We start from the raw sequence: 19335 nt of genomic DNA, 5'->3' as shown, positions 1-19335 counted from the left end.
CGTATTCTTGGCTCGATGTGCTCAGACAAAGCCGGGCACGCGCATCGTGGTCTGCGTGGGATGCGGGCTGGCCTTGGCAAGCGTCGGCGTGCCTGCGGTTGGCATGGCCTCGCCCAGCAGGCTCTGCGCACCGGACAGGCCCAGGCCAACCAAGCCGGCAGGACCGGCCTTGACCGCGCCGGCCACTTGTTGCGCCAGTTGCAGTGCCTGGGTGGCCTGTCCAGCGGCTGCCAGCACCTGGCTTGCCATGGCGCCGGCGGCGGTGCCGACAGCAATGCCTGAAGCCTGCGTCAGCGCGCCTGCGCCGTCGGCCGATGCGCCGGCCGGCGGCCAGGTTGGCTTGGCGACATAGCTGCCCTCGGCCCAGGTATCGGTCGGGTCCTTACCAAAGCTGACCCTGGCCGGGCCCGGTGCGATGCCGCTAACCGCCGCGAAGCCCTTGGTGTCGAGCTTGCCAGTGGTGACCTTGCCCAAGGCGTCCTCGACCGTGAAGTCGCCACCATCGATACCCAAGCGGTTGGCGTAGTGATTGAACAGTTCGAGATTGCCCTTGCCGGGCTTGGGCGGCTCGGGGAACTGCGCGACATACTTCTGCGCACTGGTGAAGGTATAGCTGGCCGCGTGGATGGTGTATGGGCCGCTCGTCTTGTGGGTGATGCCGCCCGCGTTGTAGATGGTGGCGCTGCCACCGCCCGCCACCACCAGTTCCTCCTTGGCCGACAGCGTGATGCGGTTGGCCGTGGCCGTGACGTTCAGCTTCGCCAGCAGGTTGATGCTGTCCTGCAGCGCGCGCAGGTCGATGTCGCCCCCGGCGGCGACCAGCCGCCAGCCCATGCTCTGGATGAAGATGCGCACGCCCCGGCTTACGCTCGCCAGCAGGCGCTGCCCGATGGCGAGGCTCGTGTGCCCGGCGCTGGTGAAGGCCAGGTGCTCTCCAGCGGCGAAGTGGGTCGAGCGCGCGGTACTGGCCTCGATGCCGGCCGGGCTAGCCAGTACCAGGTGGGGCGCGGCCAGTTCTGGGAAGTCGCCGGTCTCGGCGTTGGCGGTACCATTGCCCCGGATGTCGTCGTTCTGCGCCTTGATGATCTTCGCGACCTCGGCTTGGTCGGTGCACTCTTGCGCGTCGTGTTCCTGCGCCAGTTCCGCCAGCGTCTCCTGCTGGTCACGCGCCACCGTGAGGCGCTGCACCGTCTCGCCCATGTCCTTGTGGTGGGCACTGGCGTTGGCGCGGGGCTCGGTGGTAAGCAGCATGCCATTGGCACGCACCACGCCCTGCGCGTCGGAGCGCAGCTCGAAGCCTTCGCCACGCTTGTCCTTGCGGCCACTGCCGCGGATGATGCGAGTGAGGAAGCCCAGCCCCAGCCACGAGGTCTGGTGGTCACTCTGCAGCTGGGTCTGGATCTGTCCTTCGCTGGCGTCCTGCACAAAGGTATTGGTGCGATTCCCGTGCACCTCCTTGCTGACGAAGCCCGACAGCGCGTGGAACTCCGGTAGCGGCCACTGCGGCATGTTCAGCTTGTTGGGCACGCTGCCGGTCACGATAGGGCAATCCGGATCGCCGTTCAGGTGCTCGACCATCACCTCCTGACCGATGCGCGGCACGTGCACGGCGCCGAAACGCTCGCCCTGCCAGGACGAGGCCACCCGCACCCAGCATGAGCTATTGGCGTCGCGCTTGCCTTGCCGGTCCCAGTGCAGCTGAATACGGATGCGCCCGTACTCATCGGTCCACGTTTCCTGGCCCTCTGGACCGACCACGGTGGCGGTCTGCGGCCCGTGGGCGCGCGGCTTGGGCTGGGTGCGCTCGGGGCGGAACAGTTCGTTGGACGGCTGGGCGGTGAATGCCACCTCGCAGCGCCACGGCTGGCTGCCGCCCGACGCTTCCGGTACGTCCTCGATCAGCAGGTGCGTGCCGAGAATGATGTATTCGCGGTTGGCCTTGGGCTGGATGAAGTTCGCCAGCGTGAAGGTGCAGCCGGGCACCATGGCGCGCACATTCCCGCGCCCGCTGGCGCGGCTGCCATGCTGGCGCAGCGCTTCCATGCGCTGCCGGGCCACCTGGTCGCCTTCCTTCCACGGGTCGTTTCCGGTGGCCGGCTGGCTGTGGTCGCCAGGGAACTCGTAGATTTCCTGGCCGGCGTGCGCGGTGTCGAGTGGATCAGCAGCGCGTACCGTCAAGTCGGCCCGCGTCTTGACGAAATCGTAGTCGGAACTGGTCCACTGGCCCGACACCAGCCGGTCGTGCAGCTCGAACTCATGGAGGTGTTCCTCGTCGATGCGGTCGGACGAGCGTGCCCAGCGGATCGAATGGTAGGCGGAGCTGGCAAACGGGGCAAAGGCGCCGTTGCCGTCGGTCAGCACCAGCCGGTGCTTGCCCTCGCTGTGTTCGATGTGCCAGGAAATCCCCCATTCTTGAGTGAGGCGCTGGAAGAAGTCGAAATCGCTCTCGCCATACTGGACCTGGTATTCGCGTTTGGGGTAGCGCGCCACGTCCAGGCGCCGCTCGACCGGGAAGGTATAGTCCGAGAGCAGCGTGTCGAGGATTTCGACGGCGCTTTGCTGCTGGAAAATGCGGAAGTCCTTGGTCAGTATCGCCAGCCACAGCCAGGGGCGCAGGGTGAGGCGGTAGACAATCTGGTGACCGACTGCAATGGGGCCTCGCACATCGGTGACCATGCCCGTGATTTCTCGCGTGCCCGCGCCGACACCGCCCGCCATTCCGGTGCCCATGCCGTCGAGCTGAATCGTGACGGTCAGCTCCTGGCCGCGCAGCGCCTTCGTATCGAGGTCCGCCGCCGGGCCGAACAGCGCTTGGCGGTCGTCCGGCGTCTTCAGCTCCAACTCGTATTCGAACAGTTCGCACAGGCGCTCGGTGCCAGACAGCTTGGAAAGCACCAACGCGGGCTGCCCCATCAATTCGGGCAGGCCATTGCCCTTGACAGTGACGGTACGAGAGGAAAGCGATCGGCTGCCCATGCAAACACGCTCCGTGAGAATGGATTGGTGACTGCCACAGGCAGCCAATGGCTAGCTATTTTGCGGGGCGATCGCTGCGCCCGCACTTGATGCGCATCAATACGCCTTTTATATGGAAGTGGAGTCCAGCCGGATATCGGACGTTTCCTATAAATGAATGCGATCTATTTAAATCAGAATTAAAAAAAATCTGAGTTTTCAGGCGGGATTTTCGTTGGCTGGTATGAGCGGACAGGCCGGCGCGCGTGAGTCTCCCGCGATGCCATGACGATTTCTTGCAATGGAGGTTACGCGGTCAGTGTGTGCCACCAGCGCGCCTGCGTCGTACTTGGCGTCGCTGGCGAGCGAGTTGTCGATGGTGGTGAGAGCGTAGGGGGGAGCACACCAACGGTATGCCGGAACCAGTGGCATTAGCCCGCTCTGAGGGATACAGGACAGCTTTGCCAGCCTGACGGCATAGAGTCCTGATCCGCAGGCTGACCGCTATCCGGCGCGCCTCAAAGGGCAGCGCGCAGCCCCAGGAAGAAGCGCCGCCCCGGCGCGGGTTCGAAATACCGCCCGTTGGCCTCGTTGACGATCACCGAGCCGATATAGCGCCGGTCGGTGAGGTTGTCGATGCGGCCGAAGACGTAGAGCCGGGTCGGGCCGATGCGGAACTCATAGCCGGCGCGCAGGTTGAACACCGCATAGCCTGGCGCGGCCTGCGTGTTGAGATCATCGGCGTAGACGCGGCTGTCCACGCGCATCTCTGCCCCCAGCGTCAGCGGCGCAGCCGGCCGCCATGACAAGTCCGCGCCCAGGCTGTGGCGCGCGGTGCCGGGCAGGCGCTTGCCGGCCGCCACGGTCTGGCCCTGCGCGTTGACGAAGCTGTCGCCGAAGTAAGCATCGAGCCAGGTATAGGCCAGTCCTGCCTCGATACGGCTGCCGCCGCCCTGGCCCGGCGTGCCCAGCTCACCGAGAAAGCCGCCGCGCCAGCCCAGTTCGAAGCCGCGCCGGTGCACGCCGCTGACATTCTGGTAGACGGTGCGCCCGGCATTGTTCGATTGGGGCACCACCTCGTCGTGGCTGTCGGCATCGAACAGCGCCGCCTCCAGCCGCTGCCCCGCCGCCTGCCACTTGATGCCGATCTCGCCCTGGCGGCTGGTGGAGGCCTGCAGCCCCAGGTTGCTGCCTACGCCGCCGGGTCCGTAGGCGACTTCGGTCAGCGTCGGGGTCTCGAAGCCGCGGCCGAGGTTGGCGTAGACGTTGAGCGAATCGAGCGCGTGCCACACCACGCCAAGCACGGGGCTGACGTTGCTGTAGGTCGCGCTGCCACTGTCATCGGGGCTGGCCGCATTGATGAAGTGGTCGTCAATGCCAAGCCGCACCCGGCTGGCGCGCACGCCGCCCACCAGTTGCCAGGCCGGGTGGAAGGTCCAGTCGAACTGTGCAAACGCGCCGAGGTCGGTCGCGGTATTGGTCTCGTCGCGGCGCAGCGCGCCCTGCGTGCCGTTCTGGTTGACGTAGCCGTTGCGGCCATCGCGCATGCCGTTGGCTTCGAGCCCGGCGCTCCACAGCAGCGGCAGGCCGGCGGCGGTGGCGGTGCGCCGGCTCCATGACAGCGCGGCGCCGCCGTAGGTGCGGTCCAGGTCGACGATGCCGCCGGCCGAATTCGGCGCGGCTCCGCTGAAGCCCAGCCGCTGGTACAGGTTGCGCGTGCCGCCGTACAGGCGTGCCGACACGCTGTCGGTCCCGGTCAGCTGGTGGTCCACCACCACGCCGGCCTGGGTCTGCTCGACGTTCTTGCCGGTATCGAACTGGGTCGCCGCGGACACCGCCTGGCGCGGATTGGCATCGGCCTGCGCGCGCGTTAGCCCCAGCGGGTCCTGCGCCAGCGGCTGGTTGAAATAGTTGAACTGGCCGGTCACGCGCGTGCCGCTCGCCGGCTGCGCCACTACCTTGGCATTGAGCTGGTAGCGGCGCGCCGCGCTGTGGTCGCGGTAGCCGTCGGTCTGGTAGGTCCAGGCGTCGAGCGAGCCGCCGAGCCGGTCGTTGCCGCCGGCCAGCGCGATGCCCGCCTGCCACTGGCCATCGGAGCCGAAGCCCGTCGATGCGCGCCCGCTGAAGCCGTCCCTGGGCGGATCGGGCGTGAACACCTGCACCACGCCGCCCGACGCATTGCCATACATCTGCGCAAACGGGCCGCGCAGCACCTCGACCCGGCTGGCGTTGGCAAGGTCGGCAGTGGAAGCCTGGCCCTGCCCGTCCGGCATGGTGGCCGGGATGCCGTCGACATACAGGCGCACGCCGCGCACGCCGAAGGTGGAGCGCGTGCCAAAGCCACGCACCGCCAGTTGCAGGTCCTGCGAGTAGTTCTGCCGGTCGCGCACCGCCACGCCCGGCACGCCGGCCAGCACCTCGGACAGGTTCACCAGCGGCGTGGCGCTGCGCAGCGGATCGACCGGCACGCTGTCCACCGCCGCCGGCGCGTCAAAGCGGCGCTGCTCGCTGCGGGTGGCGCTGACCACCACGTCGGGCAGCGTTTCGGCGGTGGCGGCGGCCACTGCCGTGCCGGGCGGGTCGGCGGCACGCGCGCCGGCGCTGGCCAGGACCAGCGCGGCGAACGCCAGCGCGGAGCGGTTCGCGAACGGGATGCGGGGGATACCGGAACGGCGCTGCTGCCGGACCGCCAAAATCTGCCTGCCGCCTGGTTTCATGGGGATCGGAAGCGGTTGCGGGTTCTGGCGCGGAGGATGGAGGCGCCGGGCACAGGTGAATGTGTCGCAACTTTATCGTGTCCACAGCACTATTGCCACGCGCTTGGCCGCGGGGAAAACCCGCGGAGGAGATGGAGCCGGCACCGGATTCCGGTTGTTCAGAAAAATTCAACAACTGATTGCATGGACGCTCACGCAGTCCGCCCCACGGCTCCCTACACTGCTTTCACCACCCGCCGCAACCGCACCAATCCATCACGCGATGCAGCATAAGGGTATTCAGATTTTCGCTACTACCAAGGGGATCCGCCATCATGACCACCGCACAAACCCGCGTCGCCATCGTCTACCACAGCGGCTACGGCCACACCGCCAAGCAGGCCCAGGCCGTTGCGCGCGGCGCCGGCAATGTCGCAGGCACTGAAAGCCTGCTGATCCCGGTCGAGGACATCGACCAGCACTGGGACACGCTGGAACAGGTGGACGCCATCATCTTCGGCGCGCCGACCTACATGGGCAGCGCCTCGGCACAGTTCAAGGGCTTTATGGACGCCACCTCGCGCAATGTCTTTGCCAAGGGCGGCAAGTGGGCCAACAAGGTCGCAGCCGGCTTCACCAACGCGGCTTCGCGCTCCGGCGACAAGCTGGCCACGCTGCAGCAGATCGCGATCTTTGCGGCGCAGCACGGCATGCACTGGGTCAACCTGGGCCTGCCCCCGGGCCACAACAACTCCAAGTCGACCGAGGACTCGCTGAACCGCCACGGCTTCTTCCTGGGCGCCGCCGCACAGTCCAACGCCGATGAAAGCGCCGACGTGGTGCCGCCGCTGGCCGACCTGCGCACCGCCGAGCACCTGGGTGCCCGCGTGGCCGAAGTGGCGCAGCAACTGGTCGCGGGCCGGCGCGCGCTGGCGGAACTGAAAGAAGCCGCCTGATCCCGTCGCACTCTGACTGATCGGCCCCATGGGGGCCGATTTTCTTTTCCGGGCAGTCGCGAGCCTGGGCGCTCAGTACAAGACTTCCAGCTCGTCGAACAACTCGCTGTCCTTCTGCGCCGCCGAGCGCGCGCGGCGCCGGATTTCCTGCAGCAGGCAGTCGGTGAAGCACTGCGCCGCGGGGCTGCGCACCGCGTTATGGCGCGTGATGATGCCGAGCCGGCTGGTCTCGTCCTGGTGATCCCGCTCGGTCTCTATATCCGCCGCCACCTGGAAGAATCCGCCGAAGCGCCGGCCGCCGGCGCGCCGGGCCATGAACGCGCAGGCCTGACTGAAATCTTCCGTGGGCACGGCCGCGTGGTGGTGGCCGGCGTGCTGGTGACGATCGGCGGCACCTCCGCCACCTATATCGTGCTGCACTACATGACCAGCTACGCGGTGACGGTACTGAAGATCCCGCTCGGGCTCAGCATGGCCGCCGGCTGCGTCGCCGCACTGGTGCAGGTGGCCCTGTCTGCGTATGCCGGCAGGCTGTCCGACCGCATCGGCCGCAAGCCCGCCATCCTGTGGTCGCGCGTGGCGATGCTGGTGCTGGTCTACCCCGCCTTCCTGCTGCTCAACGCGCGGCCGTCGCTCGGCACGCTGCTGGCCGTGGTCGCGATGCTGGCCCTGCCGCTGGTGCTGAACGTAGTGCCGTCCGTGGTGCTGATCACCGAGCTGTTCCCGCGCCGCATTCGCGCGAGCGGGCTGTCGGTGGTCTATTGCATCGGCGTGCTGGTGTTCGGCGGCTTCGCGCAGCTGATCGCCACCTGGCTGATCGAACTGACCGGCAATGCCAGCGCCCCTGCGCTATATGTGATCGGCTGCGGCCTGATTTCGCTGGTCGGGCTGGCGATGGTGCCGGAGACGGCGGGCAAGCGGCTGGACTGACTGTGGCAGACTACCCACCGGACAAGATCCGGCGCGCGCGCTCCAGCACCGGGCGGTCCACCATCTTGCCGTCCACCGCCACCGCGGCGCCATCGGCAGCGGCAGCCGCGGCCATGACGCGCCCGGCCCAGTGCCGTTCATCGGCCGACGGCGCCAGGCCGTCGTGCACGCCGCGGACCTGGCCCGGGTGGATCAGCAGCTTGGCGCCAAAGCCGAAGGCCCGGGCGCGGCGCGTTTCCGCGGCAAGTGCGGCGTCATCGCCGATTGCGGTGCAAACGCCATCCACGGGCGCGGGCAAACCCGCCGCGCGGGAATGAAGCACCAGCCGGCTGCGGAAGTAGTGCAACGCTTCACCGTCGTCCTGCACGTCGAGATCGAACATCAGGTCGATGCTGCCGAACAGCAGCCGGACCACGCCGCCGGCACGGGCCAGCTCGCGCAAACCGGCAAAGCCGGCGGCGTTCTCGACCAGCGGGAAACAGCGCACACCGGGCAATGCCGCAGCCAGTGCTTGAGCGCCGGCCGGGTCGGCCTTCGGCAGCACGATTTCCGAGACACCCTGTGCGCGGCACCAGGCGAGGTCGTCTTCGTAGTACGCGGTATCGGCGCCGTTGATGCGCACCAGCATGGCGACGCCGGCTGCCGCTGCCTGCTGGCCCAGCGCCGCCCACGGGGCGCCAAGCCCGTCGCGGGCCTGCCCCTTGTCGGCGGGCGCGACCGCATCCTCGAAATCGACAATGACGGCATCGGCGCCGGAGCCGATCGCCTTGGCGATGCGCTCCGGGCGCGAGGCCGGGACAAACAGGTAGCTGCGAGGATTGGCGATCGGCATGGCTGCTCCTTTCAGACTGCGCCGGCCGAGCGCAACGCGACAATCTGCGCCGCGGTCTGGCCCAGTTCGGCCAGGATGGCATCGGTGCTCGCGCCGAGCGACGGAATCGGGTCCATGCGTGCCTCGGTCATGCCCGGCGGCAGCAACGCCGGCACCGGACCCACCGGCGTGTCGACCTGGCGCCAGCGCTGGCGCGCCGCCAGCTGGGGGTGGTCCCAAACGTCAGCGATGGTATTGACCCGCGCATTGGCAATCCTGGCGGCCTCCAGCCGGTCGACCACTTCGGTGGCGGTCAGGCCCGAGAAGCTGTTGACGATGCGCGCGCGCAGCGCGGCGCGGTTCTGGTTGCGCAGGCTGTTGCTGGCAAAGTCGGGATGCGTGGCGAGATCGGGTTCGCCCAGCACCGCCTCGCAGAACACGACCCACTCGCGCTCGTTCTGCAGTCCAAGCATCACGGTCTTGCCATCTCCGGTCGGAAACGGGCCATAGGGATAGATGGTGGCATGTGCCGCGCCCGCGCGCGGCGGCGGCTCGGCGCCATCGAAGGCGTAGTAGAGCGGGAAGCCCATCCACTCCACCATCGATTCCAGCATCGAGATATCGATGCGCTTGCCGCGCCCGGTCTTGCCGCGTTCCAGCAGCGCGGCCAGGATATTGGTATAGGCGTACATGCCGGCCGCAATATCGGCCACCGAGGCACCTGCCTTGACGCCGTCGTCCGGCGTGCCGGTCACGGAGACGAAGCCGGACTCGCTCTGGACCAGCAGGTCGTAGGCCTTCTTGTCGCGGTACGGGCCGTCGCTGCCATAGCCCGAGATATCGCACACGATCAGGCGCGGGTACTTTTCGCTCAGGCTGTCGAAGTCCAGGCCCAGGCGCGCGGCCGCGCCGGGCGCGAGGTTCTGCACCAGCACGTCCGCGCGTTCGAGCAGTCCGGCCAGCACGGGGGCGGCCGCGGCGTGCTTGATGTCGAGCGTGAGGCTCTCCTTGGAGCGGTTGGTCCAGACGAAGTGCGAAGACAAGCCGCGCACGCGCGTGTCGTAGGCGCGGGCAAAGTCGCCGCTGCCAGGCCGCTCGATCTTGATGATGCGCGCGCCCAGGTCCGCCAGCTGGCGGGTGCAGAACGGGGCCGCGATCGCCTGCTCCAGGGAAACGACGGTGATGCCTTCGAGGGGATGGGGCATGGTGGTATCCGGTTTTGCGCAATGTCCTGACGGCAATCTACCGGAGCGGGCCGCACCTGGGAAATACCGATTGCCGAGGGGATCATAAGTAAAATGAATACTTTGGAATTCTCCCGGAGCCTGCCATGGACCTGCGCGCCATGCGCTATTTCATCGCCATCGTCGACCAGGGCAGCCTGACGCGGGCAGCCGAAGTGGTCTGCGTGGCGCAGCCCGCACTCAGCCAGCAGCTGGCGGCGCTGGAAAAAGAGCTGGGCGTGCCGCTGGTCCATCGCGGCGCCAAGGGCGTCAAACCCACCGAAGCCGGCCGCACACTCTATCGCCACGCCCGCAATATCCTGCGGCAGGTGGAGATCGCCGGCGCCGAGGCCCGGGTGGCCGGCACGGATGTTACCGGCATGGTTGCCATCGGCCTGCCCACCACGGCGGCAGCGGCATTCGGCATGCCGCTGATCCGCGCGGTGCGCGCCCGCTATCCGCAAATCCGGCTGCAGCTGTTCGAGAGCATGAGCGGTTATATCTCGGAGCTGCTGGACCACAACCGGCTGGACTTCGCCATCCTGTTCCGCGATGTGCCGTCGCGCGCGGTGGAACTGGAGCGGCTGGCAAGCGAATCGCTATACCTGGTCGGGACGCTTCCCGTGACGCGCGGGCGCGCAAAGGCGCAAGCGAAGCCTCGGGCGCTGGCCGGTGCGGAAGGCGCTACGGTCGCGATCAAGGCACTGGGCGAGCTGCCACTCGTGCTGCCAAGCGGCTCGCAGGGCCTGCGTGAAGTGGTCGAGCTTGCCTTCGCGCAGGCCGGCGTGTCGCTGAACGTGGTGGCCGACCTGGATTCGCTGCCCTTCCTGCTGGCGACCGCGCGCGAGGGCCTGGCCTGCACCATCCTGCCCGCGTCGTCGCTGTCCGACGCGGACAGCGAAGTGCCGCGGCACCTGATCGTGCCGGAACTGCGCCGCACGCTGTCGCTGTGCTGGCCACGCGCGCTGCCGCGCACCAGCGCGGCCGAGGCCGTGGCGGAGATGCTGCGTGAGCTGGTGGCCGAGCGCATTGCGGCGGGCGGGTCGCTCAAGCCGCTCATTTCGCCGCCTGCGGCCGATCAATAAAACTTATGCCCGTAGTCGGCGATTGAATTTCACGCCGGCGCGGCAGTCGGCTAGAGTTGCCACCAGCCTGGGCCGGCATTCACGGCCCCGCAATTCCAGGAGACACCATGCAACGCACCCGCCGCGCCCTGGCAGCCGCCGCTGCCCTGGCCGCATGCCTGCCGCTGTTCAGCGCCAGAGCCCTCGCCGCCGCCCCCTATCCGTCCAAGCCCATCCAGATGATCGTGCCGCAGGCACCGGGCGGCACCAACGACATCGTCGCGCGACTGGTCGCCGCGACCCTGTCGCAACGGCTCGGCCAGCAGGTGGTGGTGGAAAACCGCCCGGGCGCCGGCGGCAATATCGGCACCCAGGCAGCGGCCCGCGCCACGCCGGACGGCTACACGCTGCTGATGACCATCAGCAGCACGCAGGCCATCAACCCGTCGCTGTACCGCAGCATTCCGTTCGACCCGGTCAAGGATTTCGAGCCGATCGCCCCGGTGGCAAGCGTGCCGAACGTGCTGGTGGCCAATCCCGCCTTCCCCGCCAAGTCGCTGCCCGAATTGATCGCGATGGCCAAGGCCAGGCCGGACTACTACCGCTATGCCTCCGCCGGCAATGGCACGCTGAACCACCTGCTGGGCGAGATGCTCAACAGCATGGCCGGCATCAAGCTCGAACATGTGCCCTACAAGGGCGTCGCGCCGGCGCTGAACGATGTGCTGGGCAACCAGGTGCCGCTGGCCTTCGCCAGCCTGCCGTCGGTGCTGGCCCATATCAAGGCGGGCAAGGTGCGCGCGCTCGGCGTCAGCTCCGCCAAGCGCTCGCCGTTCGCGCCGGACATTCCCGCGATCAACGAAACCGTGCCCGGGTATAGCGGCGACCTCTGGGTCGGCCTGTTCGCGGTCAAGAATACGCCGAAGGACGTGACCCAAAAGCTCGGCCAGGCCATGCAGGAGATCCTGGCGGACAAGACCCTGCGCGACAAGCTGGCGGCACAGGGCGCCGAAGTGATGACGGGCACGCCGCAGCAGTTCAGCAAGATGCTGGCGTCCGACATGGACAAGTGGGCCCGCATCGTGAAGGCATCGGGCGCGCAGGTGGACTGAGCGCGGCGTTCAAGGGCGCGCCAACCGCGCCCGGAACACCACGAGCAAGCCTAGCATTGCCGCTGCCAGCCCAAATTGCTGCAGCCCGCCAATCCCCACCTTCCCGCGCTCCCCTTCAATCCACTCGAACCGCGGCGCATTCCGATACTCGTCCGTCGACACGCCACGATAGCCCATGATGCGCGGGACGAAGTACGCGCGCCACTGCGCTTCGAAGCGGTCTACCCGTGCCATGAAGCTGGCGTACCGCGGCGCGTCACTGCCTGCCAGCCGGTCGGCAGCAAGCAGCAGCGACAGTGGCGGCGACAACCAGCCCCATCGTTCCGCCTGCTCGAAACGCAGCGCGCGCGCCTGGTCGAACGCGGACACGACCGGCCGGATATGCGCTGCCTGCTCGAGGTAGCGCGGCATGAAGCTGACCGGCCATGCGTGCTGTCGTGCCGTGGCCGGGGCCCACTGCGGATTAGCCTGATACCACTCGTCCACCAGGGCCGACATCCTGGCTTCCGCGCTCTGCTGCGCCGCGCGGATCTGGACGATTGCCGCCAGCCGTGACGGCATCGGCATCGTGCGATCCGCCAGCGCCGCGACCATCGCAGGCGTGCCGAAGGTGGCGATGACCCACAGGCCAAGCCCGGCCAGCACCGCCGTGGCGCCGGAACCGGGCAGCAGGTTGAGCGCACCGCTGGCCGCACTCCAGAACGCGATGAACGCCGTCACGCAGAACAGCCATGCGAGATACGCCGACAGCGTTGCTGCGGGGTCCAGCACGAATGCCAGCGTGGAAGCGAGCACTGCAATCAGCCAGACGGCGCCCGCCCGAACCGCGATGGCGGCGAACAGCACACGCCCGCCGGCCGCACCCTGAGCCATCAACATCCGCCACGTGCCATGTTCGCGCTCGCCCTGGACCATGCCTGCGCACAGGCACACCAGCATGAGCGGCGCCAGCAGCGCGATCGCCGTCGCCAGGTCGAAGGTGCCATAGCGCTGCAACAGCGGGTTGGCCAGCCGCTCCTCGTTGCGCGCGTCGGTGTGGCGGCTCTCGACAGTGACGCGAACCGACGGCGGCAGCAGGTCCAGCACGCTGCTCGCCAGCGCCAACCCGCCACCTGGCGGCAGCTGCGCCACCGGGGCTTCCGACCTGGCGAACCGGAATGCCGCCATGGCGGCCTGCTCCGGCGATGCCGGCGATGCCTTGGCCTGGGCAAGGCGCAACGCCGCCTGCCCGTTTGCTTCCAGCTGCTGCAGCTTCTCATGCCATGCGCGCGCACTGAGACCCGATGCCAGCGCGCACGCGCACAGGGCGGCAGCAAACAGCAGCAGCGCCCAACGGGCACTGCCCGCCGCGCAGAAGCGGCGGCATTGCGCGGCAAGCGCCTGCCTGGTCTGTCTTATGGGGTTCATGGCTGTATCCTGCGAAGAGAGAAGAACAGGCCGGCCACGGCCAGCCCGCACCACCAGAACATGATCGCGATCTCCGGCAACGCTGCCCGCAGCGCGAACAGCGCCGGCGGCATGGTGTAGGCAAAGGGCCGGATTGCGCGCCAAAGCGCAGCGCCTGCGTACCTGGCATCGAACGAAGTCATGCCGCGCGTGTGGCTGGCATCCCATTCATCGATGGCCGTGTTGACGCTGCGCCGATAGCGCTCCGCGGCGGCCTCGTAGTCGCGCTGGTGCGAGAGATCCGTTCCCGCCATCTTCATGGCGAAGTTGCGGATCGCCAGCGTGGGGCTCAGCAGCGCGGCGGCGCGCATGACGTTCTCCTGCGCCGCATAGCGCTGCCACAGCGCATCGAAATGCAGTGCATGGACCCGGTCGGCGTAGGCGTCGCGCTCCAGCCGCCGCAGCGGCGCCGCGCCCACGGGCAGGTCCTCGAGGCGCGTGACGCCATAGCGCGACAGCAGCGCCGCGTCATGGCGTTCGGTGCGGGCCGCCAGGTTGCCGTCGCCCGGCAATCCCTCCGTGAAGTCGCGCTGGATCGCCGCCCAGAACGCTTGCGCCGACGGCAGCGGCACGGCATGCCGCGCAACCGCCGCGCCAATGCCCGGGATCACGAAGACAAAGGCCAGCCACAGGCCCACCAGCACGAACAACGCGCTCCTGCCGTCGGCCAGCCAGGCCGACACCGCCAGGCCCAGTCCCACCAGAATCGCGGTGTATAGCAGATAGGCGGCACCCAGGCCCGCTGCCCGCCACCAGACCGCACCATCCAGCGTGCCGCCGGCGCTGGCCGCGATGACCGGGGCCAGCGCGACGGCCAGCGCAAACACGGCAAAGCCCGCGCCCAGCGCCAGGAATTTGCCGGCCACGAGCCTGGCCGGCGCCACGCCGGCGCCGTGCATCATGCGCAGTGTGCCGCGCTGCCGCTCGCCGCTGACGGCATCGAAAGTGACTGCGATCACCAGCAGCGGCAACAGCACCGCGAACACGAAGCCGGCGCTCAGGTCGCCGAAGCGGGTGGATGGCAGCGCATCCTGCGCGGGCTCGAAGCGCGCCACATTGCGCCGGTGCGGCTCCAGCCACAGCGCCTGGCCAAAGTAGTCGCCCAGCCCCGGCTCGATCACCGTCAGCGCGGAGGCGGGCCGGAACACGTACAAGCCGAAGTGCGCGCCGCGATGCGGATGCTTGTCACCCTGGTCGTCCCACTGCTGCCGCGTGGCGGCGGTAACCTGCGCCACCTCGCTGGCGACGGCGGCATGCCGCTGCAGCGAGGCCAGGATGGCGACGGCCAATACCGCGGCGCCGATCGCAAGCAGGGCTGCGAAGCGCCCCTCCCTGGCCATCGCCCTGAGTTCCTTCACAACCACGGTCCTGATCATGGCGCAACACCCTGCGCGCGCGCATGGGCCAGGTAGGTTGAGGCCAGTGCCTCGTGGCCGACGGTGGCCGCGTCAAACTCGGCCACCAGCACGCCGGCACGCAGGATGCCGATGCGGTCGGCGAGCTGCCTGGCGTTGAACAGGTCATGCGTGGCCATCAGCACCGCCGTGCCCGCGTCCGCCGCTTGCCGGACACGGCTTGCCATGTCATCGGCCGCGGCCGGGTCCAGCCCTGAGGTCGGCTCGTCAAGCAGCAGCAATGACGCGGATTTGGCCTGGGCAATGGCCAGGCCCACCTTCTGGCGCATGCCCTTCGAGTATTTCGCTACGCGCCGGCCGTGCGCGTCGCGGGCCAGCCCCGCGCCGTCCAGCAGCGCCGTGGCCTCGGCACGCGACAGGCTGATGCCGGCAATCGCGCAGAAGTAATCCAGGTTTTCCGCGCCGGACAAGTAGGGATACAGCGCGACGTTCTCGGGCAGGTAGGCGACGCGCCGCCTGACCGCAGCCGGATCGGCAACGGGCGACAGTCCGTCGACCAGCACCGTGCCACCGGCCGGCGGGACAAACCCCAGCGTCACATCGATGGTGGTGGTCTTGCCCGCGCCGTTGCCGCCCAGCAAGGCGTAGATGCAGCCCTTCGGCACGGCAATATTCAGGCCGTCCACCACGCGACGCCCGTCGCGATGGACAACCAGGTCACGAATTTCAAGCATGTCGTGTCTCCGTCGAATACGTCAGAAGAAATAGCGTGCCGCCATGCCGGCTTGCCATTTCGGCTGCGGCGCTACCAGCAGCCCCGCTGCGGACCCATACGCGGCCTCGGTCGAGAACCGGTGCGGCTGCAGCACCGCGAACAGTGACAACTGGTATTGCTTCCAGTCGAGCACCGCGCGCAGGTCAAAGCGCGTGTAGGCCGGCATGAAACGCAGCTGGGTCTGCGGCGTTCCCATGTAGTAGGGAATACCGGTAGTCAGATAGGCATCGGCATTGACGGTCAGCTGCGCGCCCTGCAGCCGCTGGCGGTACTCGGCGCCCAGCTTGAGCAGGTGCCGGGGAACCGACAGCCTGGCCCCCGTGTTGGGCAGCGGGTTGTTCGCTTCGGCCTGGATGATCTGGCCATAGCTGGCGTAGACCGACACCGGGCGGATGGGCCGCCAGCGGGCCTCGAGCTCATATCCCTTGCGCGTCGTGTCGCCGACCGACTTGAACGATCCGTCCGGCTGCCCCACGATCTCGTCCTCATTCAGCGTGTAGTAGGCTGCTGCGGTCACGGTCAGGTTGTTGGCCGGCGTCGCGGTAAAGCCCACGTCGTAGGATTTCACCTTCGACGGCGATACGTCATAGACTGTGCCGCCGGGAGCGCCCAGCGGGCCCGTGGCCCCGCTGCTGCTGATCTGCTCCGCAGCCGGCGAACGGAAGCCCTGCGCGACGTTGGCGAACAGGTCGAGCCGGGGCAGCACCGACCAGACCGCGCCGAGCTTCGGCGTGGTGACGCCCGAGAAGTAGTCGGTGCTCGCTGCCGGCAGCTTGCGGTTGACGATGTCGTAGTCGAACCAGTCGCGCCGCAGGCCGGCGGTCAGCTTGACCGCTTCGACGGGCCTGAACTGCCCCTGCACGAACAGCCCGTAGGTGAGCAGGTCGAGCTGCTGCGCGTTGATATAGTTCGCAGTGGGCACGCCACGCACCCAGATCTGGCGCTGCGCGTCGCCGCGGTCGCGGCGCACTTCCGCGCCGACCATGAGCGCGGCCCGGTCTCCGAAGGTGAAGTTGTTGGCCAGCCGGCCGCCGAAGATGTTCCGGTCATCCGAACCCACGGTGTGCTGCACGCTGCTGGTGGCAATGCCACGCTCGCGCTCGAAGGCTTCCCCGTACAACGTCGCATACCAGCCGTCCTCGCCATGCGCCGGGGCGCGATTCAGCGCGAACATCGAACGCTTGCCGCTGCCGAAGCCCGGCAGCCCGTATTGCGTGGAGCGCGGGTCCACCTTGCCGGATTGCAGGTCGCTCAGCAGCAGGTAGCCGGCGGCTGTCGATTCGGAGCGATAGTGGTTGAGCCGCAGGCTGTAGACGCCGTCGCCGATCCTGGTCGACAGCTTCCAGAAAAAGTTGTCGCGGTCGGTGCTGCCGTCGTACCGGTAGCTATGGGTGCGGTAGATATCGGCCACGAACAGCGACTTGATCGGCTCAGGCCCGGGCCGGAACGCATGGCTGCCTGACAGGACCAGTGTTGCGCGCTTGCCGTTGTACCGGTCGAAGCCGATGCCGATGCTGGAGGGCACGTCGCCCGACTGCGTGCTGATCGGCACGGCACCCGCCCGGTTCTGGTCGCCATACAACGCGGACACCGGCCCCTTGATGACGTCGATCTGGCCGATCATGTCCGGGGTCAGCCATTCCAGGAATGCAGGCCCATGCCCGGCGCCGGCCTGGCTGGACGGCATGTTCTGCGGCACCCCGTCCACATAGACTGCGGTGTCGGCGCCGTGCGTGCCCTGGGTGGCGAAGCCGCGCATGCGGAAACCGTTGCCCGTGTCGCCCTGGTCGATGTTGTTGGCCACCACCCCAGGTACACGACGGAACATGTTGGAGATGTCCCGGCCGATATTGATGGTGCCCAACTCGTCGGCGGTGACGACCGAGACCGCGGCCGGCAGGCCGGTGCTGTCCGTGGTCACGAGCTTGCGTTTGCCTTGCAGGCTGGTGTCCTGCGTCGCCACCACGCTGACTTCCGGCAGCACCGTATGCTGGCCTTCGGCAAATGCGGCCTGACTGAAGACGCCCGACGAGAGCGAGAGCAGTGTCCAGGCCAGGGGGCGCGCGGCACCCGTGTTTTCGTTCTTGTTCATGAGGCCTCGCGGCAGCCCGGCGGTATCCGCTACGGGCACCGGGCTTGCCGTACAAAATTCAGACGTGAGCATGCCGCCCGCCTGGCATGACGCAGCGGACGCGCAATCAGATATACGGGAAAGGGATGCGGCCGGGGGTTAGCCGGCGGCGCGGGCCAGCGCCGGTGGCGCGCGCAAGGCGGGCGGAGAGAGGAAGCGGGTACGCCATGTCGGCGCGGCGACATCGACCTGCCGTACCCGTGACAACAGGCGCAGGATGACGCAGAGCAATTGCACCGCGATGGCGGCGCTGATGAAGAGATGCAACCGGGGCGAGCACCACAGGCAATCGCAATCCGTCGTGCCATCGGCAGGCACGCGGTCCGTGTCGGACGTGTCCGGCGTGGCGGCCGTATCGGGGATTGCGCCTGCGCTTGTGTTCGCCACGACAGCCTCCAGCCGCGTTCCCGGTACCGCATGCACGTGCGTCACCGCGGCCCACGCCTGCACTAGCAAGAGCAGGAGCACGGCCCAGATGAGACGAACGAAGTTCGCATGCTTACGCATTGATGGAGGCGCTGGCTGTGTCGACCGGCGCCATATTAACGCAACTCAATTGCAATTGAAAGTCGATGCCGCGACAAGCCTGTCCTGCAAGCCGCTAAAGACTGCACCGTTCCCGCCGTTAAGCAAGAGTTGGCCAGCGAAGACATTGGCAAGACAGGCAGCCGGCACGCCGGCGCCTGCACTTCTGGGGTGGAAACGGGGGAGAGACATGCAAAACCTGGGGATTCGCATACGCCTGGGCGCGGCGTTTGGCGCCATGTGGTCGCTGATGGCGATCGGGATCGCGGTGGCCTTGCCGCGGATGCAGGAGGCGGCCGATGCGCGGCGCCTGCTGATCGCGTTGGGCGTGGGTGGGCTATGCCTGGCGGTGGGCGCGGTCTGGGCGCTGGCGCGCAGCATCGAGGCGCCGTTGTCAGAAGCCGTCTACATAGCCGAGACCGTGGCGGCGGGCGACCTCAGCCAGGAGTTCGACACCGAGCGCGGCGGCGAGTTTGGGCGGCTGCTGGGCGGCCTGGGAGAGATGGAAGACATGCTCACCGACCTGGTGACACGCATCCGCGCTTCCACCGATTCGATCACCGCCGCTTCGCACCAGATTGCCGCGGGCAATACCGACCTGTCGCAGCGCACGGAAGAGCAGGCGGCGGCGCTGGAAGAGACCGCGTCAAGCATGGGCGAGCTGACCTCGATGGTGCAGCAGAACACCGAACGCGCGCGCGCCGCCAACGGGCTGGCGGCAACCGCATCGGGAATCGCCGCGCGCGGTGGCGAAGTGGTGGGCAACGTGGTGCAGACCATGTCGGCGATCAGCGCCAGCTCGCGCAAGGTCACGGACATCATCGAAGTGATCGAAGGCATTGCCTTCCAGACCAATATCCTGGCGCTGAACGCGGCGGTGGAAGCCGCGCGCGCGGGTGAGCAGGGGCGCGGCTTTGCCGTGGTGGCCGGCGAGGTGCGAACGCTGGCGCAACGCAGTGCGTCGGCGGCGCGGGAGATCAAGCAACTGATCGACGATTCGGTGCAGCAGGTGGACAGCGGCTCGGCACTGGTGGGCCAGGCCGGCGAGACCATGCAGGAGATCGTTCAGGCAGTGGCCAGCGTGACCGGGCTGCTGGGCGAGATCACTGCGGCCTCTGAACAGCAAAGTGCCGGGATTGCGCAGGTCAACGAGGCGGTGGCGCAGATGGACACCGTGACGCAGCAGAATGCGGCGCTGGTGGAGCAGGCGGCCAGTGCCTCGCACGAACTGGCGGGCCAGGCCACTGAGCTGCAGCGCGTGGTGGGCGAGTTCAGGCTGGATGCGGAACCGGCGTCAGCACAGGCGCCGGGGCATGGCGCATTCAGGCAGGTTGCGGCGTTCGGCTGATGTGGGCA

15 protein-coding genes are annotated in these 19335 nt (G+C 68.0%); 5 read left to right on the top strand and 10 right to left on the bottom strand.

The window, feature by feature from the left end:
• Positions 1-21: 21 nt before the first annotated feature.
• Both AC1Q6V_RS11800 and AC1Q6V_RS11795 read right to left on the bottom strand, forming a co-directional pair.
• Positions 22-2976: a type VI secretion system Vgr family protein gene (locus tag AC1Q6V_RS11800; protein WP_454749945.1), complete on the bottom strand. Its 2955-nt coding sequence runs from the start codon at positions 2974-2976 to the stop codon at positions 22-24.
• Positions 2977-3473: 497 nt separating this feature from the next.
• A complete protein-coding gene (locus AC1Q6V_RS11795; protein WP_454749944.1) occupies positions 3474-5672 on the bottom strand; it encodes a TonB-dependent receptor family protein in 2199 nt (732 codons plus the stop codon).
• A 314-nt stretch (positions 5673-5986) separates the two neighbouring features.
• Between AC1Q6V_RS11795 and AC1Q6V_RS11790 the strand changes: the two genes are divergently transcribed.
• Positions 5987-6607: a flavodoxin family protein gene (locus AC1Q6V_RS11790; RefSeq protein WP_010811027.1), complete on the top strand. Its 621-nt coding sequence runs from the start codon at positions 5987-5989 to the stop codon at positions 6605-6607.
• A 72-nt stretch (positions 6608-6679) separates the two neighbouring features.
• On the opposite strand, the gene AC1Q6V_RS11785 is transcribed toward AC1Q6V_RS11790, so the two are convergent.
• The gene (locus tag AC1Q6V_RS11785) at positions 6680-6877 is read right to left on the bottom strand and encodes a hypothetical protein (RefSeq protein ID WP_081050138.1); all 198 of its coding nucleotides are present in this window, start codon (positions 6875-6877) and stop codon (positions 6680-6682) included.
• Here AC1Q6V_RS11785 and AC1Q6V_RS11780 point away from each other — a divergent pair.
• Positions 6845-7537, top strand: a complete 693-nt coding sequence (locus AC1Q6V_RS11780) for an MFS transporter (protein ID WP_454749943.1) — start codon at positions 6845-6847, stop codon at positions 7535-7537. The two genes, AC1Q6V_RS11785 and AC1Q6V_RS11780, sit on opposite strands and share 33 nt — an antisense overlap.
• 10 nt (positions 7538-7547) lie before the next feature.
• Here the strand turns inward: AC1Q6V_RS11780 and AC1Q6V_RS11775 are convergent, their stop codons facing one another.
• Complete coding sequence (locus tag AC1Q6V_RS11775; RefSeq protein ID WP_010811024.1) at positions 7548-8369, bottom strand: HpcH/HpaI aldolase/citrate lyase family protein; 822 nt, start codon at positions 8367-8369, stop codon at positions 7548-7550.
• A gap of 11 nt (positions 8370-8380) precedes the next feature.
• On the bottom strand, positions 8381-9553 hold the full coding sequence (locus tag AC1Q6V_RS11770; RefSeq protein WP_454749942.1) for a CaiB/BaiF CoA transferase family protein: 1173 nt from the start codon (positions 9551-9553) through the stop codon (positions 8381-8383).
• A gap of 125 nt (positions 9554-9678) precedes the next feature.
• Between AC1Q6V_RS11770 and AC1Q6V_RS11765 the strand changes: the two genes are divergently transcribed.
• Positions 9679-10656, top strand: a complete 978-nt coding sequence (locus AC1Q6V_RS11765; protein ID WP_011617654.1) for a LysR substrate-binding domain-containing protein — start codon at positions 9679-9681, stop codon at positions 10654-10656.
• Positions 10657-10763: 107 nt separating this feature from the next.
• Positions 10764-11747: a Bug family tripartite tricarboxylate transporter substrate binding protein gene (locus tag AC1Q6V_RS11760; RefSeq protein ID WP_011617655.1), complete on the top strand. Its 984-nt coding sequence runs from the start codon at positions 10764-10766 to the stop codon at positions 11745-11747.
• 9 nt (positions 11748-11756) lie between these two features.
• On the opposite strand, the gene AC1Q6V_RS11755 is transcribed toward AC1Q6V_RS11760, so the two are convergent.
• The 5 genes from AC1Q6V_RS11755 to AC1Q6V_RS11735 form a co-directional block, all read right to left on the bottom strand.
• The gene (locus tag AC1Q6V_RS11755) at positions 11757-13154 is read right to left on the bottom strand and encodes an ABC transporter permease (protein WP_454749941.1); all 1398 of its coding nucleotides are present in this window, start codon (positions 13152-13154) and stop codon (positions 11757-11759) included.
• Positions 13151-14569: an ABC transporter permease gene (locus tag AC1Q6V_RS11750; RefSeq protein WP_011617657.1), complete on the bottom strand. Its 1419-nt coding sequence runs from the start codon at positions 14567-14569 to the stop codon at positions 13151-13153. The genes AC1Q6V_RS11755 and AC1Q6V_RS11750 overlap by 4 nt, the downstream gene beginning before the upstream one ends.
• A complete protein-coding gene (locus AC1Q6V_RS11745; protein WP_058696590.1) occupies positions 14566-15282 on the bottom strand; it encodes an ABC transporter ATP-binding protein in 717 nt (238 codons plus the stop codon). Before AC1Q6V_RS11745 ends, AC1Q6V_RS11750 begins: the two co-directional genes overlap by 4 nt.
• 21 nt (positions 15283-15303) lie before the next feature.
• Entirely contained in the window at positions 15304-17415 is a 2112-nt protein-coding gene (locus AC1Q6V_RS11740; protein ID WP_454749940.1) for a TonB-dependent receptor, read from the bottom strand.
• Positions 17416-17553: 138 nt separating this feature from the next.
• Positions 17554-17961 carry a DUF2946 family protein gene (locus AC1Q6V_RS11735; RefSeq protein WP_010811016.1) on the bottom strand — a complete coding sequence of 136 codons (408 nt, stop codon included), beginning with the start codon at positions 17959-17961 and terminating at the stop codon, positions 17554-17556.
• A gap of 208 nt (positions 17962-18169) precedes the next feature.
• On the opposite strand from AC1Q6V_RS11735, the gene AC1Q6V_RS11730 reads away from it, so the two are divergent.
• Positions 18170-19327: a methyl-accepting chemotaxis protein gene (locus tag AC1Q6V_RS11730; RefSeq protein ID WP_011617660.1), complete on the top strand. Its 1158-nt coding sequence runs from the start codon at positions 18170-18172 to the stop codon at positions 19325-19327.
• Positions 19328-19335 lie beyond the last annotated feature (8 nt).

The organism is Cupriavidus sp. GW823-FHT07B10 (assembly GCF_058794355.1).
Note: the sequence above shows the minus strand (reverse complement) of the source record. Positions and strands in the feature narration are given on the sequence as shown.